General features: G+C 56.7%; 22 protein-coding genes and 1 tRNA gene. 11 read left to right on the top strand and 12 right to left on the bottom strand.

Annotated features, from left to right (window positions below; all coding sequences use genetic code 11):
* Positions 1–5: 5 nt before the first annotated feature.
* Together EY643_RS14925 and EY643_RS19595 are read right to left on the bottom strand one after the other, a co-directional pair.
* Complete coding sequence (locus EY643_RS14925) at positions 6–1115, bottom strand: homogentisate 1,2-dioxygenase (protein ID WP_153239976.1); 1110 nt, start codon at positions 1113–1115, stop codon at positions 6–8.
* 101 nt (positions 1116–1216) lie between these two features.
* Positions 1217–1483, bottom strand: a complete 267-nt coding sequence (locus EY643_RS19595; RefSeq protein ID WP_170287414.1) for a DUF6285 domain-containing protein — start codon at positions 1481–1483, stop codon at positions 1217–1219.
* Between the two features lie 6 nt (positions 1484–1489).
* On the opposite strand from EY643_RS19595, the gene EY643_RS14920 reads away from it, so the two are divergent.
* Complete coding sequence (locus EY643_RS14920) at positions 1490–2635, top strand: alpha/beta hydrolase (protein WP_205743082.1); 1146 nt, start codon at positions 1490–1492, stop codon at positions 2633–2635.
* A gap of 163 nt (positions 2636–2798) precedes the next feature.
* On the opposite strand, the gene EY643_RS14915 is transcribed toward EY643_RS14920, so the two are convergent.
* A tRNA-Met gene (locus EY643_RS14915) sits at positions 2799–2875 on the bottom strand.
* 186 nt (positions 2876–3061) lie between these two features.
* Positions 3062–3856 (bottom strand): hypothetical protein, encoded by a 795-nt coding sequence (locus EY643_RS14910; protein ID WP_153239974.1) that lies wholly within the window; start codon positions 3854–3856, stop codon positions 3062–3064.
* A 182-nt stretch (positions 3857–4038) separates the two neighbouring features.
* Here EY643_RS14910 and EY643_RS14905 point away from each other — a divergent pair, with 182 nt between their 5' ends.
* Positions 4039–4830 (top strand): SDR family NAD(P)-dependent oxidoreductase, encoded by a 792-nt coding sequence (locus EY643_RS14905; protein ID WP_153239973.1) that lies wholly within the window; start codon positions 4039–4041, stop codon positions 4828–4830.
* Between the two features lie 99 nt (positions 4831–4929).
* Positions 4930–5670, top strand: a complete 741-nt coding sequence (locus EY643_RS14900; RefSeq protein ID WP_205743081.1) for an SDR family oxidoreductase — start codon at positions 4930–4932, stop codon at positions 5668–5670.
* Between the two features lie 58 nt (positions 5671–5728).
* On the opposite strand, the gene EY643_RS14895 is transcribed toward EY643_RS14900, so the two are convergent.
* Together EY643_RS14895 and EY643_RS14890 are read right to left on the bottom strand one after the other, a co-directional pair.
* Entirely contained in the window at positions 5729–6973 is a 1245-nt protein-coding gene (locus EY643_RS14895; protein WP_153239972.1) for a sulfotransferase family protein, read from the bottom strand.
* Positions 6974–7057: 84 nt separating this feature from the next.
* Positions 7058–8551, bottom strand: coding sequence for a hypothetical protein (locus EY643_RS14890; protein WP_153239971.1), 1494 nt, complete (start codon positions 8549–8551; stop codon positions 7058–7060).
* Positions 8552–8682: 131 nt separating this feature from the next.
* Between EY643_RS14890 and EY643_RS14885 the strand changes: the two genes are divergently transcribed.
* The 3 genes from EY643_RS14885 to EY643_RS14875 are packed head-to-tail and all read left to right on the top strand — an operon-like array spanning position 8683 to position 13165.
* Positions 8683–9759 carry a glycoside hydrolase family 88 protein gene (locus EY643_RS14885; RefSeq protein ID WP_153239970.1) on the top strand — a complete coding sequence of 359 codons (1077 nt, stop codon included), beginning with the start codon at positions 8683–8685 and terminating at the stop codon, positions 9757–9759.
* Positions 9756–11198 (top strand): MFS transporter, encoded by a 1443-nt coding sequence (locus tag EY643_RS14880; RefSeq protein ID WP_153239969.1) that lies wholly within the window; start codon positions 9756–9758, stop codon positions 11196–11198. Before EY643_RS14885 ends, EY643_RS14880 begins: the two co-directional genes overlap by 4 nt.
* A gap of 14 nt (positions 11199–11212) precedes the next feature.
* Positions 11213–13165 (top strand): hypothetical protein, encoded by a 1953-nt coding sequence (locus EY643_RS14875; RefSeq protein ID WP_153239968.1) that lies wholly within the window; start codon positions 11213–11215, stop codon positions 13163–13165.
* Position 13166: 1 nt separating this feature from the next.
* Here EY643_RS14875 and EY643_RS14870 read toward each other — a convergent pair whose 3' ends face one another.
* The 3 genes from EY643_RS14870 to EY643_RS14860 all read right to left on the bottom strand — a co-directional run bounded on the left by EY643_RS14870 (position 13167) and on the right by EY643_RS14860 (position 16155).
* Positions 13167–13850 (bottom strand): TetR/AcrR family transcriptional regulator, encoded by a 684-nt coding sequence (locus EY643_RS14870; RefSeq protein WP_170287412.1) that lies wholly within the window; start codon positions 13848–13850, stop codon positions 13167–13169.
* Positions 13851–13940: 90 nt separating this feature from the next.
* A complete protein-coding gene (locus tag EY643_RS14865; protein WP_153239966.1) occupies positions 13941–14744 on the bottom strand; it encodes an enoyl-CoA hydratase in 804 nt (267 codons plus the stop codon).
* A gap of 133 nt (positions 14745–14877) precedes the next feature.
* A complete protein-coding gene (locus EY643_RS14860; protein ID WP_153239965.1) occupies positions 14878–16155 on the bottom strand; it encodes a hypothetical protein in 1278 nt (425 codons plus the stop codon).
* Between the two features lie 187 nt (positions 16156–16342).
* On the opposite strand from EY643_RS14860, the gene EY643_RS14855 reads away from it, so the two are divergent.
* Together EY643_RS14855 and EY643_RS14850 are read left to right on the top strand one after the other, a co-directional pair.
* Entirely contained in the window at positions 16343–17149 is an 807-nt protein-coding gene (locus tag EY643_RS14855) for an ion transporter (RefSeq protein WP_153239964.1), read from the top strand.
* A 38-nt stretch (positions 17150–17187) separates the two neighbouring features.
* Entirely contained in the window at positions 17188–18084 is an 897-nt protein-coding gene (locus tag EY643_RS14850) for a transporter (protein ID WP_153239963.1), read from the top strand.
* Positions 18085–18087: 3 nt separating this feature from the next.
* Here the strand turns inward: EY643_RS14850 and EY643_RS14845 are convergent, their stop codons facing one another.
* The gene (locus EY643_RS14845) at positions 18088–19629 is read right to left on the bottom strand and encodes an aldehyde dehydrogenase family protein (RefSeq protein WP_153239962.1); all 1542 of its coding nucleotides are present in this window, start codon (positions 19627–19629) and stop codon (positions 18088–18090) included.
* 169 nt (positions 19630–19798) lie between these two features.
* Here EY643_RS14845 and EY643_RS14840 point away from each other — a divergent pair, with 169 nt between their 5' ends.
* Together EY643_RS14840 and EY643_RS14835 are read left to right on the top strand one after the other, a co-directional pair.
* Positions 19799–20647 (top strand): ZIP family metal transporter, encoded by an 849-nt coding sequence (locus EY643_RS14840; RefSeq protein ID WP_240732727.1) that lies wholly within the window; start codon positions 19799–19801, stop codon positions 20645–20647.
* A 21-nt stretch (positions 20648–20668) separates the two neighbouring features.
* Positions 20669–21124 (top strand): methyltransferase family protein, encoded by a 456-nt coding sequence (locus EY643_RS14835; protein WP_153239960.1) that lies wholly within the window; start codon positions 20669–20671, stop codon positions 21122–21124.
* Here the strand turns inward: EY643_RS14835 and EY643_RS14830 are convergent.
* Positions 21039–21446, bottom strand: a complete 408-nt coding sequence (locus EY643_RS14830) for a rhodanese-like domain-containing protein (protein ID WP_205743080.1) — start codon at positions 21444–21446, stop codon at positions 21039–21041. The genes EY643_RS14835 and EY643_RS14830 overlap by 86 nt on opposite strands.
* Before the next feature lie 98 nt (positions 21447–21544).
* On the opposite strand from EY643_RS14830, the gene EY643_RS14825 reads away from it, so the two are divergent.
* Positions 21545–21784 carry a hypothetical protein gene (locus EY643_RS14825; RefSeq protein ID WP_153239959.1) on the top strand — a complete coding sequence of 80 codons (240 nt, stop codon included), beginning with the start codon at positions 21545–21547 and terminating at the stop codon, positions 21782–21784.
* Between the two features lie 10 nt (positions 21785–21794).
* Here EY643_RS14825 and hemH read toward each other — a convergent pair whose 3' ends face one another.
* Entirely contained in the window at positions 21795–22808 is a 1014-nt protein-coding gene (gene hemH / locus EY643_RS14820; protein ID WP_240732726.1) for a ferrochelatase, read from the bottom strand.
* Between the last annotated feature and the right edge of the window lie 68 nt (positions 22809–22876).

Here is a 22876-nt window from a genome sequence, read left to right as displayed (position 1 = left end):
CTTTATCAGTCTTGGTATCTGGAAACCATTGCCAGATACGCTGGAGTAGGCGTAACGCGCCGAAACGGATCAATACTGACTGCATCAAATGTGCGTTCCAATTTGCCGCCCTCAGCCTCAACTTGTTTTCTGTAGGCTTCGAAGAAATCGCGATGTTCACCCAGTGGCCCATGCGTGACGCCTTGTGGCATGTGCCAGAATTCGGGTGCCTCTATGCCCGCAAACAGCGAGCGAATCATCAGCACTTCTTCGGTGTCGACGTTGCGATGGCGGCTGGGGAGTTCTTCTGCTTCCACATCGCCAACACCCGACATTGGGCGGAAGGCAACACAGAGGAAACTGGAAGATTCAAAAATACACCACGAAGTTGGCGCGATATGCATGCGTTCTGAATTCACATGACGAATGTCTTTCTCGCTCAGCCGGAAAGGAAACAGGTCGCCTTTCCAGCCAATCAAGTCAAAGGGCAAATCATCGAAAAACCACGACGTCAGTTCATCCCCCTGTTTCAGTTTCAGCTCCCATTCATCCTGTTCGGGCCAGTCGTATGCCTGCACTTCGGGAACCCCCAAAACACCGCTATCAAAAGGCGTATGACGACCCAGCATAGTGTGCTCGGCAATACTGATAGGGGCGATTGATTCAACCACTAGCGCCACAGTTTCAGATGAGGGCATCTGGCGGTAGCTGATACTTTTCGGCACATAAAGGTAGTCGCCCGCAGTGTATTCCAGCGGGCCGAATTCGGTGGCGAGAGTGCCACTGCCGGATTGCACGTAGATCAATGTATCTGCATCGATATTGCGCAAGAGAAAAGGCATGGCAGCGGCCCGACGGCTCAGCGAAATCCTGACTTCTGTGTTATGCAGCATCAGTGTCGGCAAGCCTGAATCGCTGTTTTCATCGAGCTGGTTGAAATGTTCCATCTTTGCCATTCGCAGTGATAGCGCCCCTTCAACTCGCTTAGGAGCCACAGCGGCATCGCGGTGATAAATCATAGAGGCGGGGCCAAAAAATCCTTCCCGACTAATATGTTCCTCATTCATCTCACGGACACCCACGCGCGCCTGACGAACATATTCACCGCTGGCTTTCTGAATCCACGAGTTCTTCATGGCAATCTCCCTAGAATATTCTGTTGTACCGATCGATTGTTCTGCGCTTTAAACACGCAGCAGCCGGCGGTCAAAATTGATATGCACTAGTGCATTTTGATTCAAGGTGAGCCGGAAGTCAACAGGCGCAAGTAGAGGGGGTGATCTATCGTCAACTGGCCGAGCATCGTCTCTCTCACGTGTTCGTCGAGTCCGGGTGTGCCCAGGGGGAGGTCTGCGCGTAACGCATGCACCAGTTGCCAGCGCAGTTGTTCCAGATCGCCAAACTCAAGTCTATCCGGCGCTTTGACGTGCTGGATCAGTGTCGCTGCAGCCGTCGTGCCGTCCTTGATTCGGTACCCGGCTTTGTGAATAAGGTGGTTGTACATAGGTGCTTGACAATTAAAATGCACGAGTGCATTTTAGCTCAAATTCAAATGGAGTGCTTTTGCATGCCATTCGCTACTCTGTTACCAGTCCTTTTTATTGCCATTCTTCTGCTCTGGGCATTCACTCGCTTTTATCTGCGAGGTGAAAATCTGGGTCGTTACGACCGAGCCTCAGGTTCGCTGATGAATCCCGCTGATAGTGAGCCCAGTAACGTTCACTATGAACTTGTGGAGCGGTTCAGAGGGTTACACAGCAACAGGCCCAAGGGCTCGCTTAAAAAACTGTTACCGGGCATGCGTGCGGAAGTGGACCAGTGGTGTGAAGACGTCTCTCTGGATGGGATTCGCATCCAAAAAGTTGACGTAGGGGGCGTGCCAGCGGAATGGGTTTTAGCCGAAGATGCTGACACCAATAGGCGTCTACTTTATTTTCATGGTGGCGGATTTATGGCGGGAAGTCCCACCAGTCATCGCGCAATTTCTACTCGATTGGCTAAATCCCAGGGCACATCCGTATTGGTCATAGATTATCGACTGTGTCCAGAGAATACGCGTCTCGATTGTCTTGCGGACTGCCAGTCAGCCTACCGCTGGATACTTGATAATGGTCCGGAAGGTCCCGGCCCGGTAGAAAAGTTCTTTGTGGCTGGTGACTCCGCTGGCGGCAATCTGACCCTCGCTATTATTGCCTGGGCTCGAGATGAAGGCTTGAAAGCGGCTAATGGGGCTATCGCGCTCTCGCCTGGGACTGATGAAACCTGGTCAAGTCCCAGCCTCAGGGCGAATCTGTTAACAGATCCAATGCTCGGATCCAGTTTAGGTAAAATTCTGGCGATCCCCAATGGACTGTTTCTCTGGTTTGCCTTTTTAAGCAATCGCATGCGCCCTTGTGATCCACGGTTGTCTCCGGCCCATGGTGACCTGTCCAATCTGCCCCCAATTCTTATCCACGCCAGTCAGGCGGAAATGTTTCTCGATGATGCTTGCCGCTATGTCAACAAGGCAACCGATAGCGGTACTGACGCTTCTCTTCAAATCTGGCCTCACATGCTCCATGTGTGGCACATGTTTCATGGCGCAATGCCCGAGGCTCAGGAAGCCTTCCAGCATATTGAAAAATTCATGGCATTGAACTCGCCAACGAATGCTTAGGGCTTACTAAAGGAGGTCAGCCAGGCACGGCGATCTGGTCACGGTCGACATCGACCTGACTAAGAAGCAAAACCGTGAGGGGAGGCCCACAAGGCTGGCGCGCGTGGGAGCATCAGGGTGGTACGGTTGGAGGCTTGTAAGTGATTGATATTGCAGAGAGAAGTGGTAGCTACGGGTGGACTTGAACCACCGACCCCAGCATTATGAATGCTGTGCTCTAACCAGCTGAGCTACGTAGCCACAATCTAAAACGGGACTGGCTGTCCCGAAGAGGCGCGCATTTTCCGGAATTTGCCCGGTCAAGTCAAGGCCCAGAGCGGCACTTATGGGCTCAGCGCCGGTTCTATTCTGTTCGGGCAGGACCATTGTTATCCAGGTCGCCAGGGCTTATTGCAGCGCGCCCCGGCGATTTGACAGTGTGCTCGCTTAGCGGCTGAAACGACGTCCCAGTGCTACCAGGGCACCGATCAGCAGCAGCAGGCCACCGAAAGGCACGGCAGGAATGGGTGCGGGCGGTGTTGCTGGTGGTGTTGGACCGCTGACAGGGGGCTCCGCTATTGGCTCGAAATCCCATGTCGTAGTGGTTCCACCTACGGTCAGCTGGACGTTGTCCCAGGAGCCCGTAAGTCCTGCGTCGGCAGCGGTGGACTGGCCGCCATTCATGACCATATAGAGAATAACGTCATTGACGCCAGCGCCGCCCAGGTCGGCGGGGCAGGTTGATCCGCCCTGCGCAGTCACCAATGTTGGTGCGGTGGCAGTGTTCACCGTGAAAGTATTCCAGGCGCCGGTCGTGCCGCTGGGGACGTAGTCATAGCGGCAATCGTAAAATGAGACTGCCGGGCCGTCGCCGTCGATGTCGACATAGACATTGAGATAGAAGTTGTCAGCCGAACCCGCGCTGGGATAGAAGTCGTAGACGAAGCTGACGAACTCGCTAAGTAGTGGATCAGGCCCCCCCGCGGCAATGAAGTCTGCGGTGCCATAGGGCGGTGCCATCAGGAACTTGTCTTCGGGCGTGCTGGAGACAGGGCCAAAGGCGAGGCTGCCAGCGCCGGTACTGGCCTGGTCGGTGTTGAATTCCACAGGCACTGGCCCAGTGGGAAATATCAGCCAATCACCGAGGTTGTCTGGGTCGACGACCGTGGTCTGGGCTGTGGCGGACAGCGAAAATAATGTCGCGGCAACGCAGGCGGCGCTGCAAGCAAGATGGCGTAGCATGGTGATCCTCAGTAACGGAATGAATTTCAATGAGGCAGCGTAACGATTCACGCTGGCAGATAAAAGAGTTATCACTAATTTTGTTAATTTAGTTCAGAAGATCGGCTGGACCAGCGCTTTCGGCTGTGCCGCTATCCAAGTATAAATACGCAGCTAACTCCCATGCAGGAATCCCGGAAACGATGGATATTGAACTTGAGGGGCGCACGGCCCTGGTGACTGGCTCTTCACGCAATACCGGTGAAGTGATCGCTCGGACACTCGCGTCTGCAGGTGCCAGAGTGATTGTACACAGCAATGAAGATGACGGTTCTGCCCAGGCCGCCGCAGCGGATGTCGAGCAGGCATATGCGGTGGTGGGCGACATTGCCACGTCCAGCGGTTGCACCGAGGTGCTGTCGCAGGTGGCGTCGGCGGGGCTGGCTGTCGATGTGCTGGTCAACAACTACGGCACCGCATCCCGGGGAAAGTGGCAAACAGCAGACGAAGACGACTGGTTGGATATGTACCAGAAAAATGTGTTGTCGATGGCGCGCCTGGTAAGAGGGCTCACACCCGACATGGTGGCGCGCGGCTGGGGGCGAATTGTGAATCTGGGCACGGTGGGTTCACATACCCCAGGTCACCTGATGCCGCATTATTACGGTGCCAAGGGCGCGCTTGCCACGCTCGGTGTCAGCCTGATGCAGGAGCTTGCCAGCACAGGGGTCACGGTAAACACGGTTTCACCGGGCTTGATTCACACGCCTGAATTGGAGGCGGGCTATCGCCTGAAAGCGCAGAAGAAAGGTTGGGGTGAAGACTGGGACAACATTCTCAGGCACATCGTAGCTGAGGATTTTCCGAACCCCTGCGGCCGGCTGGCCACGCGTCAGGAGGTCGCGGATCTGGTGGTATTTCTGTGCAGTGAACAGGCTGCCTTCATTAATGGCCAGAACATTCGCATAGATGGCGGTGCGGTGGCCTACGTATAAAGTCTGCGTTACCCGGATTGTTCGAACCAAATCGCGGGAGACAGCTCGCATGAGCTGCTAGACTAGTCGAGAGAGTCTAATCGATAGAGGTGTCCTGCTGTGCTCAAATCAATAGTTCTGTTTGTGCTGGTCAGTCTGACCAGTGTCTCCGCAAGTGCGGCCACGGTGATGACCGTACTGGTCACTGGTGCCAACCGTGGTATCGGCCTCGAAATGGTGAAGCAAATGAAAGCTCGCGGCCTGGATGTCATTGGTACTGCACGCAAACCTGCCGAGGCGGATGAATTGCGCGCCACCGGGGCCAGGGTTGAGCAGCTGGATGTGACCGACGCCGACTCATTGGCGGCCCTTGCCGAGACCCTCAAGGGGGTAAAAATCGACATGCTGGTCAACAACGCCGGTGTTGGTGGTCAGGCGCCGGAGAGCTTCAGGGACACCGATTTTGCTGCGATTGATTGGACCTTTGAGGTGAATACACTCGGGCCCATGCGGGTCACTCAGGCCCTCATCGACAATCTGGATGCTGGTCAGCAAAAAACGGTTGTTCATATCAGTAGCGTGATGGGTAGTATCGAGAAAAACCGTGGCGGCTACTACGGTTATCGGGCCAGCAAGGCAGCGCTTAACATGATGAACAAGTCGCTCGCCCAGGAGCTGGGCAAAGAGGGCTACACCTGCGTTGTGATGCATCCAGGGTGGGTCCAGACCCGAATGGGTGGGCCTGATGCCGCTATTACCGCTGAGGTAAGCGTTAAGGGTATGCTCGATGTTTTCGCGGGTCTCAGCCCCGACGACAACGGCCGGTTCTATGATTACCAGGGTGAGTCTATCCCCTGGTAGGGAGCGTATCCTGCGCCTTGGCGGCATCCGTTATCATTGCTGTGGCGCCGCCGCGTCGCTAGGAAACTTCCTCCAGTTCTATCCCGTAAGCGGCCTGATAGGCCGCGAAGCGTTGGCGTTCAACAGCCAGGTCCAGGCCAGAATCCTCCAATGTGTAGCCGTGCTGGCCGTGGCGCTTTTCCCCGCTGCCCGCCGCCAGGAACTCACCCATGCGCTCGCTTACAGCGGGTGACAGTTGATAGTCGAATTGGGCATACATTTTTTCTACAGTCGCCAGGGGGTCCTGGCGGAAGTCCTTGAATTGCACGTCGTAAACGCGCTCTTTGCCGAGTAATCCACGCTCCCGGGCGCTCATGGTCTTGCCTACGCCGTAGTGCAGTAGGTCCGCGTATTCACGGGTCACCTCAGCCAGCTCCACTTTATTTGAACCAAGGCCGCGCAGGGTGGCAGTCAGGCTGCCAATCGACATGGCGACCCTGACGGGGTCGCGATGGGTCTGGATGATACGGGCGTCGGGGTACTCTTTCAGCATATCTTCGATATTCCACAGGTACTGCGGTGACTTCAGCACCCAGGTATCGGCGGGGCACTTCCATTGCAGCAACTGCAGCCAACGACGGTGATTGTGGAATACCTCGGTCATGTCTTCCTGCAGCAGCCACTGTTGGTACTGGTCCAGCCTGAACTGAACATCGAACATCATGGAGGCGAAGTCGTAGGCAAACAGACCCACGCACTCCTGTGGTAATTGCGCACCCATGGGGTGCATGTGCTTGAAATTGGGCAGCAGGCGATCGATCTGTGCCAGCTCTGCATCTACCTCGGCGATGCGCGGGTCGCTGTTGTAGCTCGCCAGTTCCGGTGGCGGGAATGGGTGCGCCACCTCCCAACTCATGGGCACCCGGAATTGTGGGTCCAGTGCGACCAGCTCGTGCAGGCTGGTGGTTCCGGTGCGCGGCATGCCAAGAATAAAAATGGGCTGGTTGATGGGGGTGTCGGCAATCTCCGGGTGCTGCTTGAAGAGGTCGATAAATTTCAGACGATTGCTGAGCAGGCGCGAGATATCCTGGCGCGCGATGATGCGGCCCAGTGCGCTCAGGTGGGCGTCTTCTTCCAGGGACTTGCACAAGCGCCTGAGTGGTTCGCGAAAATAATCAGAGCCAAAGTCAGTGAGGCCAGTATCTCGCTGGGCAGATTTGATGAATTTGTCAGGGTCCAGTCGGGCAATCCGCCGACCCACCGGGCCGGTGAGGTCGAACGCGCTGTTAAGGGCGCGAATCGCGAGAGGCAATCTTTCCGTCATGGTAAAACTCCGGACGTTGGCTGATTCTGTAGTGCCGGGTCAATAAATCCCGGGAGTTCTGCTTCGTGCAACTGTGGCCGTTTTTCAGGGGGCTCCGTCGACGATTTTTACCACGCCTCCCATCATCCCGACATAGGCGGCCCCCTCCGGGCTGATTGATATAGACCCGTAGTGATTATTGAACAGCCAGCCGGTGCCTGTCAGTTGCTTGTAGACAAGTTCGCCGGAGTGAAAATCAACGGCGGTGAAGTACCAGGCGTGTAAGTCTGCCGGGTTGCCTTTGTCTCTTGTATACAGGTAAATCAGGCCATTGGCCTCGGAGACTTTGGGAACCGCCGAGGGCGAGGTGATGGTCAGGTTTTCCCACGCAGTCGTGCAGCCTGCGCCGTTCGGAACGATATCCACGCGGGTAAGGCCGGGCGCTGATTGGGGTACGTTCCTGGGGCCTGAGTAGCCGTAGTTGTTTTCTGCGATCAGCGAATAACCCACTGCCGCCAGCGAGTTTTCAGTGGTGCCCCGGTTAGCCGGGAAAATGGGATGTTTGCAGACTTGCTGGGAGCCGCTGCGTGGGGTCTGTGCGTATACCATGACATTGATTCTGCCATCGGCGTTGTCTGTCACGGCCACGTACTCGCTGCCAATCAGGGTAGGGGTTGTGCCAGACCCCCAGCCCATGGTGCCTTCCTTTGGAGCGCTGCCTCGGTCATAGGCTTCGCGCCATTGCACCTCGATGCTGCCATCCTTGGCGCGTTTGAAACTGTACATCGCATGATCGGAAACGACGAACAGGCCGTTGCGACCGACGGCCATTGCGTTGTCTATGCCCTCGTCAGTCAGCTCGATGGCCCTGCCATTGTTGCCCTCGCTATCGACCACACCTACCAGGCCTGCACGGGTGATAACCCAGTAGTTGCCCTCCCAGTCGGGCATGGTATCGATGATGCGATGGGGCCCGGGGCCAGCAGCGTCCAATATGTCCCCGACCGGAAAGTCCGCCTCCAGCTGCCAGCGATAGTTCGAGCCTTGAGCCTGTAGCTGCCAGCGCTGGATAGACAGGTCGTTGCTGGCGAGCAACACCCGGTCCTGTTCGTCGAGGTGGAAGTAGACGCCGCCGCTAAACTTCTGGCCAATGGGCAGCCAGCGGGTGATGAGCTGACGCGCCACTATTTCCAGTGTGTCTGGCCTGCGTGCCACGAGAGTGACGCCGAAGGGGGTGACACAGGTGCCGTACATCAAGCCATTGCTGGCGAAGGACTGGGCGACACAGCTGCCCAGTATGCGGTGGAACTGCTGGGTGCTCACTTCAGCTGACTGTCCCAGAGGGCCGGCCCAGGTATAGCTATCGCTCTGGGCTGCGTCGTTGTGCATGCTGTTGCGGCCAATGGGCGCCAGAAAGGGGTGTTGTTCACGATCGTACGCTGGTGCGATGGGGCGGGGGTGTGCAGGGCTGCCAATAAAGGCGGGTACGTCTGCCTCGGTGGTGGGAGTAGGTCGGTCCAGTCCGGCATTGAGATAACGCCAGCCCAGCCAGAGGCCAAGCACGGCCAGAAGGATTGTGATCGCTGTATTTCTGGTCATACTCAGTCCCTGAGGTCGTGTGTCGAATCCCTCTGCCCATCCGCGGCTCAGGATACTAGCCGCGAATGGATTGACCTACAATTCATTTGTTGTACCATGGTACAGCATATGATTTTAACGAGTGGCATCTAATGGCTGCAGCAAACCTGTTTGACCGGGTTATCGACCTGGCGGACGCCTCTGTCGAGCGCTACGACCCCGCCAGCCTGAAGTGGATGTGGGGCGAGGCCCTGTATACCTATGCGCTGGACCTGCTGGACAATGAACTGGGCGAAGATCGTTATCAGTCGTTCAATTGCGCCTGGCTGGATGCTCACATCGAGAAGGGCTATCGGGTAGATCAGTCCGATACCATGGCACCGGGTCTCACGGCGTACGCCATGCTGCGCAAGACCCGTGAAGCGCGCTATCAGAATGTGGTCGATCGTGTGACCAGGTATCTCAAGACTGCTGATAGGGTGCTCGATTACATGCCCAATCACCTGGGCACTTCGCCGGAGGGCCGTCTTTACCCGAAGAGTGTGTGGGTCGATTCGGTCATGATGTACGGCGTGTACGCCAGTTGGTACGGTCGCGAAGCCGGTGATGAAGCGATTTATGATTTTGCTCGTCGCCAACCAGAGCTGTTTGCGAAGTACCTGCAGGACCCCGAAGACAAACTCTTTTACCACTGCTACTGGGCGAAGGCCGGCCACACATACCCGCGCAACAAAGTGTTCTGGGGGCGGGGCAATGGCTGGGTGATCGCGGGCCTGCCGATGGCATTGGAGCATTTCAGGCACGACAGTCCAGAGCGCGCTCATGCTATTGAAATTTTGCAGGAGACCTCTGCGGCATTGCTGCCTTACCAGCGCGATGATGGCTTCTTCGAGACAGTGTTTAATCGCCCTGGCAAGACCTACATCGAAAGCAGTGCCACGGCGCTTATCGCCAGTGGCTGGATGCAGGGGGTCGCCGAGGGTTATCTCGACAAGCGTTATCTGGAGCCTGGTCTTCGCGCCTTCGAGGCGGTGGTCAATAGCCTCGAGATGAAAGATGGGCTGCTCAGTATGCCGCTTATCAGCGCGCCGACTATCGCCATTCAGCTTATTCCCTACCTGGGCTACAAGTACACTCCCCGAGGCAACGACTGGACCTACGGCCTGGCGTCACTGTTCTTTGCCGGCATCAATTACCGCAAGTTGGAACAGCGGGGCCTGCTGTCGTGAACCAGCCGCCGCCCATCACCCTGCGAGAGAAGCTAATCTTCGGCTCCGGCGATATCTTTATCGGCGGCTCCCAGGTGATCATGGCGTTTTACTATCTGCGTTTTCTGACTGATGTGGTGCAGATATCCCCGGCCCTGGCGGGCACCGTGGTGTTGGTATCCAAAATCTGGGATGCCGTGTCCGATCCGTTGATGGGTGTGCTCACCGATAATACCCGCACCCGTTGGGGGCGGCGCAAGCCCTGGTTTGTACTCGCTTTCTTCGGCATTCTCACTTCGTTTGTCATGCTCTGGTACCCGGTGGGGTTTGAGTCCGAAACGAAAAAGTTCGTCTATGTGCTGCTCACTTATATTTACTTCTCAACGGTATCCACGGTGTGCCTGGTGCCTTACTCCTCCATGAGTAGCGAGATCAGTACCGATTACGAGGAGCGCAACACCATCAATGGGATGCGCCTGTTTTTCTCCCAGGTTTCTTCCCTGCTGGCGGCGGTGCTGCCACTGACCATCGTGGATATGTTTGATGACCCAAGCATGGGTTGGCTGACGATGGCGGTGTTATTCTCGATCTTTTACGCGATTCCCTGGATGGCGATGTTCTTCTTCACCCACGAGCGGGTGCCGTTGGGAAAGGAGCGTTCGAGCTTCAGCCTGCACTCTTTTTTGCGGCCCTTTCAGGTGCGTACCTTTCGTAAGCTCATTGTGATGTACTTCCTGGCCTATCTCTCCATGGATGTTGTAGCCGCCGTATTCCAGTACTACATGTACTACTATCTGGATCGAAAAAACGAGGCCGACCTTGTGATTGGTACCATGTTGATCACTCAGATCGTGTTAATCCCGGCGGTCGTTGCGGCGGCCAATCGGTGGGGCAAGGCAGAGGTTTATCGCTATTCCATTTTGTTGTGGCTTGCCGGCGCTTGCCTGATGGCGATGTACCAGAAAGACTGGCCTGATTACGCCATCTATATGATTGCTGCATTGGTTGGGTCCGGCGTGGTGGGGTGTGTTGTCATGCCCTGGTCGATTTTCCCTGATGTGACCGACGTCGGTGAGTTGCGCTATGGCTACCGCATAGCGGGCTCGTTCAGTGGGGTCATGACGTTCTCTCGCAAGTTCTCCGGCGCCATTGGCATATTCACAGTGGGTATGATTCTCGAGTTCTCCGGTTACCTGCCGCCGCTAAAAACAATGGAGGAGGGCCGCTATGTTGAGACCCTGCAAGCCCAGCCCGATAGCGTGATTACTGCGTTGCAGTTAATCGTGTTCCTGGTGCCTATGCTGTTGTTGATTCCGGCGTTTTTCGCTGCCCGAACCTACCCCCTCGACAAAGTGATACACGGCCGTCTGCGTGAATACCTCGAGTACCGCCGCGGCCAGCGTGAGGAATCCAATCTCGATGACGAGGAATTGGAATCCATGAAGCGCCTGTTGATATAAACCGGGTATTGCCGATGAAGAATCTCCTGAAAGCGTTCCTTGTAGCCCTTGTTGTGGTGGGCGGTTTCACCGCGTACGAGGTTCAGCGCAACGCGGCCGTGGCAAAAATACCAGCGCGCGACCACAGCCTAAAATTGGATGTAAACAATAGTAGGGTGCTGCACGATCTTGAGCAGGGTCGCGATTATGATTCATCCGTTATTGACAACACCTACACCTGGGTAAGCCGCCGGTACGATGCGTCTGATTTCCGCCTGCAGAGCCTGGCGCGTATTCTCTATGATTACCGCGACAGCATCACTGATGCAGACTACCAGACCATTGCCGAAACCTTCCTTGGCTTCAAGTACTGGATGGACCAGCCTGGCAGCGACAGCATGTGTTACTGGTCTGAGAACCATCAGTTGCTGTTTGCCGCATCCGAATATCTCGCTGGGCAGTACTGGCCGGACGAGGTATTCAGTAATAGTGGCCAGACCGGTAGCGAACACCTTGCGATGGCGCGCGAGCGAATTCTTACCTGGCTAGAACAACGCTGGCTGTATGGTTTTACCGAGTGGTACTCCAATACCTATTACGTCGAAGATATTGCACCGCTGGCCAACCTGATTGACTTCGCAGAAGATCCGGAGATTGTGATCAAGTCACAGATCATCATGGATCTGCTGCTCTACGATGTGGCCACACAGTCCCACCAGGGTAGCTTTATCTCTTCCAGTGGCCGCATGTACGCTAACGGCAAACGCTATCCTGAGCGCAACTCCATGCAGGCAGTGATCGACTCTATTTGGGATCCGGCGCCCTGGGGTCGTGAACCCAGCAAGCGAGTGGGCATGGACATCAACTTCGTTTATATCAATAACTATGAAGTGCCGGCGGTACTCAAAGCTATTGGCGAGGACGTGGAAGAGGGCACGGTGATCAAAGCCTCAACCGGGCTGAACCTGGATGAATTAGCCGCAGAAGACCTGATTGGTCTTGAAGATCGACAGATTATGATGCAGTGGGCAATCGAGGCCTTCAGTAACGACATTATTATTGATAATACGGTCCGCTATATGCGCACCCACAATATGCTGTCGAACGAGTTTCTGCATGATTTGAACCCATTCAACCTGGCAGTATTGCGTTACACCAATGGGCTTCCGGCCATCAGCCGGCTCCTGAATCCGGTCACCAATGGCACGGCCATTCAGCGCGCCAACACCTATACCTACAAGACGCCGGACTACATGGTAGCAACAGCTCAGGCATATCATCCGGGTACTTATGGCGATCAGCAGCACTTGTGGAATGCCGTGTTGTCGCGCCAGGTGAGCGTGTTCACCACGCATCCGGCCAAGCCGCTTTCAGACAAGGGTGCGCTCTCTGGTTCGCCGGGTTACTGGGTGGGTAGTGGTCGCTTCCCCCACGTCGTGCAAGACCGCAATGTGGTGCTGAATATCTTTCGTATTCCCAGCGAAACCGGCTTTATGGAAAAGAGTATTCAGGACTACACGCACGCACATTTCCCGCAGGAGCGGTTTGATGAAGTGAGACTGGACGGCCGTTATGCGTTTGGTCGCACCGGACACACTTTCGGTGCCTTTGTCGCTCTCAATCCGCTGCACTACCACGAAGACAGCAGTGACGATCTGGTACAGCCGGGACGGGACGCGTTCTGGGTGTTCGAGGCGGGCAGTGCAGCCGACGACGGCAGTTTTGATGCTTTCATTGCACGAGTGAAGGCGAATGCGGTGGGCTACGCCGATGGTGAGCTCAGCTACAGCAGCAGCGGCCGCGAATATGTGCTGCGTTTCCAGGGTGATTTCACCATCGATGGTGAAATACAGGACCTCGAGTATCCGCGCTTCGATTCACCTTACGTGCAGGCACCGCGGAAACCTGAGACGCTGCGGATAGAGTACGGCGGTCAGTTTCTCGATCTGGATTTCTATAACCGCGTGCGAGCGTCAGGCAGCCGCTGAGTTAGTCTGGTTCAGGGATGTCGAAGCCGAAGCACTGGCTCAGGTGGCGCCTTGTAGTAACGGCGATCAATATGGTGTCGACCTTGGCATGTTCACTCAGGGTGATGCTGCGCTCAAGGTGACGAAAGACAGCTGCAGTGAGCAGGGCATCGGTATCCGGGTCGTCGGAGCCCATTGCACTGTGTACGTCCGCGAGGATATCCAGTTGTGCCTGCCATTCCCGGTTGATCATTTCTCGAAGCGCCGGATAGCGGACCGACTCGTGGTAAAACGCCAGTTCAAGCAGCCGGTCCCTGCGCTCGCCTTGCAGTTGGTCGCATAGGTAGTTGGATGAGATCTGCCACAGCTTGGCGGCGACTTTCGGTCGTTGTTTGGGGGGTACTGAGCCATCACCATAGGGCAGGAACACTTCGATCAGCTGGCCAAAAAATGGATTCTCAGTGATCAGGATGTTGTCGCGCCAGAAGTGAAAGGCACTGACGATGAGCTCTTCGATACTGCTGAAATGGTAGGTGGTGCTACCCAGCGAAACACCTGCACGTTTTGCCACAGCACGATTGCGCACGCTGCGAATGCCTTCCTCGACGATGATATCGAGCGCGGCATGGAGGATCTTGCCGCGGGTTTCCTGGCGCTTTTCCGCATGGCTGCGGCGGGCCGATTTGCTTGCTGGTGCTCCTGCCACGGTCTTTTCCCTTTTATTCGGTGGGTTCAGGCTGTTAGCAGTGTAAGGCAAGCGGTTCGTTCATTCACCTGTGCAATTGGTCGACGGGCGCTAGTCTTTGTACTCCGGGCTGCGCCCCTCCTTGCGGGCGCGAATGGCTTCCTCGAAATTCTGCGTTGTCATGCGCACGAACAGCTGGGCGTGGCTCTCGTGATTCATGTGGGTATGAAGGCTGCCCGCGTCAACACCGGCCCAGAGCATTTGCTTGCTTAACTCCACTCCCAGCCGGCTGAACCCGCAGATCCGATCAGCCATGGCATAACACTCTTCCAGCAGGTCCTCCTGGGGTACCGTGCGCGATACGATGCCCAGATTGGCCGCTTCGGCCGCATCCACATCGCGGCCAGTGAGCATGATTTCGAAGGCGCGGCTGGTGCCAATGGCGCGCGGGAGCAGATAGCTAAGACCCAGTTCACCCGAGGTGAGGCCATTGTTAATGCCGGCGGGGCGGAAGAAGGCTTTCTCGGACGCCACCCGGATGTCAGTCGACATGGCGAGACAGAAACCGCCGCCGATGGCTGCACCGTTGATGGCGCCGATCACTGGCTGGTGCATTTCCTGAATGGTGCGCACGACATCTTCGAGTATTTTCATCGCACGGCGGGCAATACCGGGCATGGTGAGGCCGTCGAAGATATCAAGCCAGCCCGGGTCTTCCAGGTCGGCGCCGGCACAGAAGCCTTCTCCCTCGCCGGTAACGATGACCGCGCGGATCTCGTTGTTGAAGCTGACCTCCTCGAGGGCTTCCTTGAAGGGCACCATCACATCGAACGCCATCGCGTTCATGCGTTCCGGGCGGTTGAGAGTGATCAGGCAAACCCCGTCACGGGGGTACTCGACTTTGACAAAGGACATGTGGTGTTCCCGTTTGCTGGTATTGCAAACAGTCTAGATCGCACCGGGTCGCAGGGACAGGCCAGGAAAGGTCAGTATTTGTGGCGAGAATGGCTAAAAAGGGCGGGAGAGCCTCGGGCTCCCCCGCACAGGCTTACAGCTGGACGACGTTTTCCAGGTCCAGGTTATCGAAGATACTATTGCGCAGCTCCAGCGTGCCGTTGGCATCGCCATCCACGGTTTCCTGGGTGACTTTGAAGTCTTCTTTTGCGTTTTCCGCGGAGAGAGAGCCGAGAATCGTGACATCGAGACTCCCGGCGCCTTCCTCTTCGATCTGGGCACCATCGTCATTCGAGTCGACGATCACGACACGGCGCAGATAGGCCACAAGGTCGCCCTCGTCCGCTTCGCTCATTTTTACGCCCTCGTCGTAGTTGCCGAATGCGCGAACACGCTGCACGCTGATGTCGAAGCCGCCAGGGCCTTCCTCGTCGAGGTCGAGGCCTTCATCGAGGTTGAAGCTCAGGGTGCTGTTGCCGATCTGGCCCACGATGGACCCAGGGCCCGCTTCGTCGATGTCGAAACCATCGTCCAGGTCGAGCACCAGCTCGCCGTCGTCATCTTCAACACAAGTAGGGTCCTCAGGGTTCTCCAGATCCTCGATCACGGCACAGTAGTGGCCGTTACCACGCAAGGTGAGCCACTGGGCGGCGATTTGCACGTCACCCTCATCGCCTTCATCCAGTTCGATACCGTCGGCTCCGACATTAACGAAGCTCGAGTTTTGTGCCTGGAAGTAGATGCTGCCTTCTCCACGCTCGTCAACGCGCACGCCATCGGCATCAAACTGGCCAGTGCCTACAGAGTCGATATTGACGCCCGACAGGGTAACGCTCACAGAGGCGGGTGAACCGTTGCCACCGCCGCCGCCACCGGCGCCGCAGTCAGCCAGGTCGCAATCAAATACGTGCACTCCATGGTCGCCGGTGTGGCTGACGGAGACGTTAGCCAGAGATACTGACACCATGCCTTCGCGAGTGATGGGAACATCCACCAGGATGCCGTTGCCGCCGCCCTGCATAATCTGCCAGCCGCCCTCGCGCATGTCATCGAAGTTGAGGCCAGAGACGCTGAGGTCCGCCCCCTGACTGATGAGCAGCAGGGTGTTGCCCGCACCACCGCCGGAAATCGTCTGGCCATTGCCGACGATAGTCAGGGCATCAGTGTGCTCGTAGACCAGTGTGTCGCTAATGCTGATGTCACCGACGGTATCGGGGATGGTGATATGTGTAGCACCACTGGCCAGGGCAGCGCGCAGTGAACCGGCACCGCTGTCCGCATTGCTGGTAACTCTGAACGGGGCAGCGTGCGCTGTGCTGGCAACGGCCATCAATGTGATTGCGCTCGCGAGGGCTTTGAGAGTGGAAGGCATGTGCAAGATTCCTTTTTTCATTGGTGAGTGTTTAAACACTCAAAGCTACTCCTGATGTTTGACACTTCTGTGTCTCCTGGGTGACGAATTGGTTAACAGTTTGTGTCGATGCAGTTACGCTCAAATTTCATTAGAATGGCGGGCTTCGACAATCCCCCTTTTTTTTGAGCGAGAGATTCCCCCCAATATGAGTGCCCGGACGGATGTCTGGCAGGCAAAGTTTGAGCGCCTGCGCAGCAACAAGTTATTTGAAATTCTGGTGATCAGCGTCATCCTGGTGTCGGCGTTGATGATCGGCGTAAATACCTATCCATTGCCGCCGCTGGCGACCAAGGCCATCGTGGTTATGGATTGGGGTATTACCCTGTTCTTCCTGGTGGAAATCTCGGTGAGGTTTCTGGGGGAGACAGAAAAACGGCGTTTTTTCCGCAGTGGATGGAATGTGTTCGATACCTTGATCGTGGTGGTGAGCCTGATTCCCATCGAGGATTCGGAACTGGCGCTGGTGGGGCGTCTGGTGCGGATATTCCGGGTGCTGCGGATGGTGTCGATCATTCCCGAGTTGCGCACCTTGCTGAACTCCCTGCTCAAGGCGCTGCCACAGTTGGGCTATGTGATGTTGATGATGTTTATCATCTTCTACATATATGCCGCCGTGGGTAGCACCTTCTTTGCAGAGATTAACCCCGCGCTGTGGGGCGATATTGCGATCAGTATGCTGACCTTGTTTCGGATTATGACTTTCGAGGACTGGACAGATGTCATGTATGAAACCATGGCTGTGCATCCGCTGAGCTGGGCCTACTACCTTAGCTTCATTTTCCTGTCGGCCTTTGCTTTCCTCAATATGATTATCGGCATTGTGGTCAACGTGCTGGAAGAGGAGCACCAGGCCCAGGCCCGGGAAGAGGCTCTGGCTGCCGGTGAACCTACCCTGAGCGAGTTGCGCGACGAGATCAGGGGATTGCGCGAGCTAATTCAAAGTAGGGCGTGAGGATTGCCAAGCAGTGGTTACAGGCCGATAATTTCGGCATGAGAATACTTCTGCTCTGTCTTGGGCTGCTGATAGGCGCGCCTCTGACTGCCCAGGAAATGACCCCCCGGGCGTACTGGCCAATTCCGCTGGAAACCCAGGTATTAACCGTGGGTGCACTATATACCACCGGTGATATCGTGCCGGATCCTTCCCTGCCTGTGACGGGGCTCGATTCGAAAATTGCCACCGGCTTGCTCGGCTATTTACGCTCCATGAGCCTGTTTGGTCGCTCGGCCAATTTCATTCTTGAAGTACCTTACTCCAACGGCACGTCTGAAGTAGAGCACTCCGAGCTGGGCCTGGTCGAACGGGATTATCGTGGCCTTGGGGATATCGCGGCGACAGTTTCAGTCAACCTGATGGGCGCGCCTGCGATGACCAAGGCGGATTTCAGTCAGTTCCGGCATGATCCCAAGCCCGTGTTGGGTGCCAGCCTCAAAGTGGTGGCCCCCACCGGTGAATATGAGGATGACAAAGTTCTCAATGTGGGCGCCAACCGCTGGGCTGCCAAGGCGGAACTGGGTTACATCGCATTGCTGGCACCACGCTGGCTGCTGGAACTCCATGCGGGGGTTTGGCTGTTCGGGGACAACGACGATTTTCTGGGACTGACCAAGGAGCAGAACGATATCTACAGTGCGCAAGCGCATCTGGTGCATCGTTTTTCACCCGGCTTTTGGGTGTCGGTTGACATGACCGCCTATAAGGGGGGGCGCAGTACTCTGGATGACGTGCGCCTCGACGACCTGCAGCGGGATTCCAAGCTTGGCCTGACCGCGGTGTTTCCTCTCGCCAGGGGCCACGGCCTGAAGGCGAGCTGGGCGACCGGCTCGGTCAACGATTCCGACGAGAGCTTCAATATCTACTCGATCAGCTATCAGCGCTTGTTCTAGCTGTTAGCTCATCCACTTGCCCAGCGGTGTCTTCACCCAGAGGAAATTCATTAATTTTTTCATGCCTTCGGCGCTTTTGGCGCTATAGGGGTAGCCATTCTGCATTTTGCCACCGAAGCGGTCGATGACGATGGGCATTTCGTGGGTGTAGCCGCGCAGGCCTTTCTTGCCGTTCACCTGGCCCAGGCCGGAGTTTTTCTTGCCGCCAAAAGGCGCTGCCGGAATACCGTAGCTCACCGCCATGTCATTGATTGAACAGGCGCCGGTATCGATGGCGGTCGCGAGGCGATAGCCCTTGTCTTTGTCCTGCGTCCAGACATTGCCGTTGAGGCCGAATTCAGAGTCGTTGGCAAGGCGCAGGGCCTCCTCTTCACTGTCGACCTTCTGGATGCAGAGCACCGGGCCGAAGGTTTCCAGCAACATGATGTCCATGCTGTTATCCACCTCGGTTATCACAGTGGGCTCGTAGTAGAGACCGGGCAGGTCGGGGTTGCGCTTGCCGCCCATGAGGATGTTTGCACCCTTGGCCCGGGCGTCCTCGACATGGGCTTCGATAATGGCCATCTGGCGATCCCAGAACACGGCGCCTATGTCCTCGTCCCAGCCATGTTCCTGTCCCTGGCGCAGGCCCTGGCCTTTCTCCATCACCAGTTTGAGGAACTCGTCGTAGACCTCCTTCACCACATAGATACGTTCGGTGCCGCAGCAGTAGTGGCCGGTGTTCATGCAGGAGCCGACCCAGGCGCCGTCGGCTGCCCGGTCGAGATCGGCGTCGGCGCAGACAATCATGGCATCGTTACCGCCCAGCTCCAGTGAGCAAGGTATCAGTTGCTCTGCGCAGGCCATGGCCACATTCTTGCCGGTGGCCACACTGCCCGTGAACGACACCTTGTCGACGCCGCCCCTGACAATCGCCGCGCCAGTGTCGCCGTCGCCCAGCATGACTTGCAGTACACCGTCGGGCAGGCCGGCCTCGCGGAAGATGTCCTCCGCCAATTTGGCCGAATAGGGGGTAACCTCGGAGCCCTTGGCGACTACCGTGTTGCCCGCCAGGATCGCCTGGGCCGCCTGGTTCATCAGTAGCACAAAGGGGCCGTTCCAGGGTGTGATCAGGCCGACCACCCCCAGTGGCTTATACACGATACGCAGCTGTTTCATGAGCCCCAGCAGGCCATGCACCTTGCGTTTGCGAGGAGCCAGGAACTTTTCGGCGTTCTTGGCGTAGTAGCACAACTGGTCAGCGACTGAGAACACTTCCATGCTCATGGCGTCTGTGGGCGCCTTGCCTGTTTCGCCAACGACCGTGTCGATAACCTCGTCCTGGCGCGCCAGCAGCACCTTGAGGGCACGTTCAACGATCGCCGCGCGCTCTTTCATGCTGGTGGCGGCCCAGGCCGGCTGTGCCGCTCGCGCCTTGCTGATTGCAGCGGTCACGTCCTCAACATTGGCGCACACGAGTACACCTGTGGGCTCGAGGGTGGCCGGGCTGCGCAGTTGCAGGTGGCGGCGGGCGTCGTCAGATTCGATCGGCTCGTAGAGAGACATGCGGTGCTCCACTGATAATTGGCTTGTTGATCATGTCAAACTAATGGGCATTAGTCTGGCCGTCAATGTCTTCTAAGTTCGCCGGCAGTGATGAAAACGATCAGTGCGGTGCGGTGCCGGGCTGAATGTGGAATAATGCGCGGTTTCCATGTCTGGGCACTTTCCTACTATGACGGGCTCACCCGTACTACTGCTATTGTTCTACTGCTTCGCCATCGCCTGCTTCTCGCTGGCCGGCGGGCAGTTGCCGAACTGGGTGAAGATGACTCACACCCGCACCCAATTGGTGATGAGTTTTGTCTCGGGCCTTATGCTGGGCGTGGCCTTCTATCATCTATTGCCGCACAGCATCACCATGGAACACGGCGATGTAGATCGCTCGGTCTGGTGGTTGATGCTGGGCTTGATTGGCATGTTCTTGATGTTGCGTATGTTCCACTTCCATCAGCACGACTTTAGTGGCGAGGAAGAGGTACACCACGACCACAATCACCACGACCACAATCACCAGAATAATGGCGTGCACAAGCTCAGCTGGGTAGGGATTGCGCTAGGCCTGGGTGTTCACACCATGATCGATGGGGTAGCCCTCGGTGCTGTGATGCTGGGCGGGGTGAGTGGTCACGCGCACGTGACCCTGGCCGGTTTTGGTGTCTTCCTGGCTATCCTGCTGCACAAGCCGCTGGACGCCATGTCCATCACAACCATCATGGAGGCGGGCGGTTGGAGTTTGCGTTCTCGCTGGTTGGCCAATCTCGCTTTCGCGCTGATGTGTCCCCTGGGTGCGCTGGCCTTCTACTTTGGCGTAGATCTGCTGACGGGGTCGCAGGACCTGATAGTGGCCGCGGCCCTGGCCTTTTCCGCCGGTGCGTTTATCTGTATTGCGCTGAGTGATTTGCTGCCGGAAGTGCATTTTCATAGCCACGATCGGGGCAAATTGACCCTCGTGTTTCTGCTGGGTATTGTCATCGCGTACGGTATCGGTTCAATTGAACCCGCGTCGCTGCATCGCGGCTAAACCCTATAGGAGAAGAACAGTATGGCCAGCGTTAAACGGATTATTTACCCGCCGGTGTGGCTGGCGATCGGCGTTATTGTGCAGTTTGTCTGTAACGAATATTTCCCGATTGCGAGCTTCGCCTCAGTGGCTGGGCAGATGATCGGTGGGGTTATTCTGGTTATCGGCCTGGCGCTGTTGGTTATCGCCGGCGGCTTGTTCAAGCAGGCCGATACGGACCTGATCCCATTCAAGAATGTCAGCGCTCTGGTGACGACTGGCGTGTATCGCTACACCCGCAATCCAATGTACCTGGGGATGGCACTGGTGCTACTTGGCTGTGCAGTTACGGTGGGTGCCGCCAGCGCTTACCTTGTGCCGCCGATCTTCATGGCGATTATTCACGTACGCTTTATCCTTCCCGAGGAACAGATGCTGCGGGAGTTGTTTCCTGAGGAGTTCCCGGCTTATTGCAGCCGGGTGCGTCGCTGGATTTAGCGCATCGCTCCAGAGTCCCTGCTACCGTGCGGGCGTTTTCCAGACTCCCGACATTCACAACCCGGGTATAACCTCGCCGTTCGAGGCTTTCTTTCGCTACCTCTGCTCTGCCACCGACTGCGCAGTACACGTAAATTTCGCTGTCTTTGGATAGAGCCAGGCTCATGATCCCCGCCTCGATCTGGTCGAACGGAATGTGGTGAGCACCCTCCAGGTGGTCGGTATTGAATTCGGCGGGCGTGCGCACATCAATCCACACAGGCGCCTGGGCGAAGGCCGGCAGGGCGATGAGCATGAGTAAGAAGCTGAGTGATCTGAGCATAATAAGTTGCCTCGATAGTGATTTTTTCCCGGGCCTGTGCGGGACAGCTGGCCAGGATATGGCTATATTGTACCCACTAACCACAAAGGAGTGATGCCATGAGACGCCAACTCGCGATTCTCGTTTCTGCCACCTGTCTTGCTGTAGCCGCGCCTGCTTTCTCGGGTGACGAGGAACTGTGCCTGGATTGCCATGTGCCTTCAGAAGATTGGGAAGGCATGAGTGCTGAAGAAGTTCTGGCGACAGCCTCTGACACCAGCATCAAGCGCCATGCGGACAACGCTGATTTCAACGAAGATCAGCTGAAAGCTATTATCGCAACGTTGCTCGCGGAGTGATGTGGGGGCGCTAGCCCAGAGGTTCTTCCACCCATCCTGCCAACTGTTCATCAATTAGCTGGGTCAGCGCAGCAATGTGCTCAGGGCTACTGTTCAGGCAGGGAATGAAACCGTACTTATCACCGCCGGCGTCGAGAAAGACGTCGCGGTTTTCTTCGCCCATTTCTTCGATCGTCTCGAGGCAGTCAGCTGAAAAGCCCGGGCAAATCACCTGAATTGACTCAACGCCATTGCCGGGCAGCTCGGCCAGGGTTTCGTCTGCGTAGGGCTTGAGCCAGGGTTCTCTTCCGAAACGCGACTGGAACACAGTTCGGTATTGGCCTTCCTTGAGGCCAAGGAGTTCCACCACCAGCTGTGTGGTGCGGTGGCACTGCTGCTCGTAGGGGTCTCCCTCATCGCAGTAGCGTTGGGGAATGCCGTGGTAGGAAAAAATCAATTCCTGTGGAACACCGTGTTCAGCTTGATAGCTCCTGATGCTGAGCGCCAGGGCGGCTATGTAGTCGGCGTTGTCGCTGTAGCCGGATATAAACCGGATGGCAGGCATGGAGCGGCGCGTTTCGAGATAGTGATTCAGGGCATCGGATGTGGAGGCCACCGTTGCTCCGCTGTACTGGGGGAATAGCGGCAGCACGAGCAACTGCTCGACGCCTTGCTCCAGCATTCTGTCCACGACGCTCGCGATAGAGGGATTGCCATAGCGCATCGCAAAGTCGACGACGACTTCACTGCCGTGACGCTCCTCCATGATTTTGGCGACCGCCTGAGCCTGGGCGCGCGTGTGAACCATCAGGGGCGAGCCTTCTTCAGTCCAGACGGTGGAGTAGGCTGCCGCGGATCTCGCCGGGCGAATATTGAGGATGACGCCATTGAGAAGCGGTATCCACAGCCAGCGCGGCAGGTCGACCACTCTGTAGTCGGAGAGGAATTCCTTCAGGTAGCGTTTTACTGCCGCCTTATCAGGCGCATCGGGAGTGCCCAGATTGGTGAGAAGAATACCAGTCCGTGGGCGTTGTGAATCGGTCACTGTAGTACTGCTCTTGTCCATGGGGCGCCAATATACGTGTGGATACGCTGGTCGCCAAGGGGTGGATT

Source organism: Halioglobus maricola (genome assembly GCF_009388985.1).
Classification (GTDB): Bacteria; Pseudomonadota; Gammaproteobacteria; order Pseudomonadales; family Halieaceae; genus Halioglobus; species Halioglobus maricola.
The sequence above is the reverse complement of the archived record's forward strand: the minus strand, read 5'-3'. Positions and strand labels throughout refer to the sequence as shown.

Coding starts and splice junctions, on each gene's coding strand:
- EY643_RS14925 (WP_153239976.1), bottom strand. CDS start 1,115: ATGAAGAACTCGTGGATTCAGAAAGCCAGCGGTGAATATGTTCGTCAG.
- EY643_RS19595 (WP_170287414.1), bottom strand. CDS start 1,483: ATGTACAACCACCTTATTCACAAAGCCGGGTACCGAATCAAGGACGGC.
- EY643_RS14910 (WP_153239974.1), bottom strand. CDS start 3,856: ATGCTACGCCATCTTGCTTGCAGCGCCGCCTGCGTTGCCGCGACATTA.
- EY643_RS14905 (WP_153239973.1), top strand. CDS start 4,039: ATGGATATTGAACTTGAGGGGCGCACGGCCCTGGTGACTGGCTCTTCA.
- EY643_RS14895 (WP_153239972.1), bottom strand. CDS start 6,973: ATGACGGAAAGATTGCCTCTCGCGATTCGCGCCCTTAACAGCGCGTTC.
- EY643_RS14890 (WP_153239971.1), bottom strand. CDS start 8,551: ATGACCAGAAATACAGCGATCACAATCCTTCTGGCCGTGCTTGGCCTC.
- EY643_RS14885 (WP_153239970.1), top strand. CDS start 8,683: ATGGCTGCAGCAAACCTGTTTGACCGGGTTATCGACCTGGCGGACGCC.
- EY643_RS14875 (WP_153239968.1), top strand. CDS start 11,213: ATGAAGAATCTCCTGAAAGCGTTCCTTGTAGCCCTTGTTGTGGTGGGC.
- EY643_RS14865 (WP_153239966.1), bottom strand. CDS start 14,744: ATGTCCTTTGTCAAAGTCGAGTACCCCCGTGACGGGGTTTGCCTGATC.
- EY643_RS14860 (WP_153239965.1), bottom strand. CDS start 16,155: ATGCCTTCCACTCTCAAAGCCCTCGCGAGCGCAATCACATTGATGGCC.
- EY643_RS14855 (WP_153239964.1), top strand. CDS start 16,343: ATGAGTGCCCGGACGGATGTCTGGCAGGCAAAGTTTGAGCGCCTGCGC.
- EY643_RS14850 (WP_153239963.1), top strand. CDS start 17,188: ATGAGAATACTTCTGCTCTGTCTTGGGCTGCTGATAGGCGCGCCTCTG.
- EY643_RS14845 (WP_153239962.1), bottom strand. CDS start 19,629: ATGTCTCTCTACGAGCCGATCGAATCTGACGACGCCCGCCGCCACCTG.
- EY643_RS14840 (WP_240732727.1), top strand. CDS start 19,799: ATGACGGGCTCACCCGTACTACTGCTATTGTTCTACTGCTTCGCCATC.
- EY643_RS14835 (WP_153239960.1), top strand. CDS start 20,669: ATGGCCAGCGTTAAACGGATTATTTACCCGCCGGTGTGGCTGGCGATC.
- EY643_RS14830 (WP_205743080.1), bottom strand. CDS start 21,446: ATGCTCAGATCACTCAGCTTCTTACTCATGCTCATCGCCCTGCCGGCC.
- EY643_RS14825 (WP_153239959.1), top strand. CDS start 21,545: ATGAGACGCCAACTCGCGATTCTCGTTTCTGCCACCTGTCTTGCTGTA.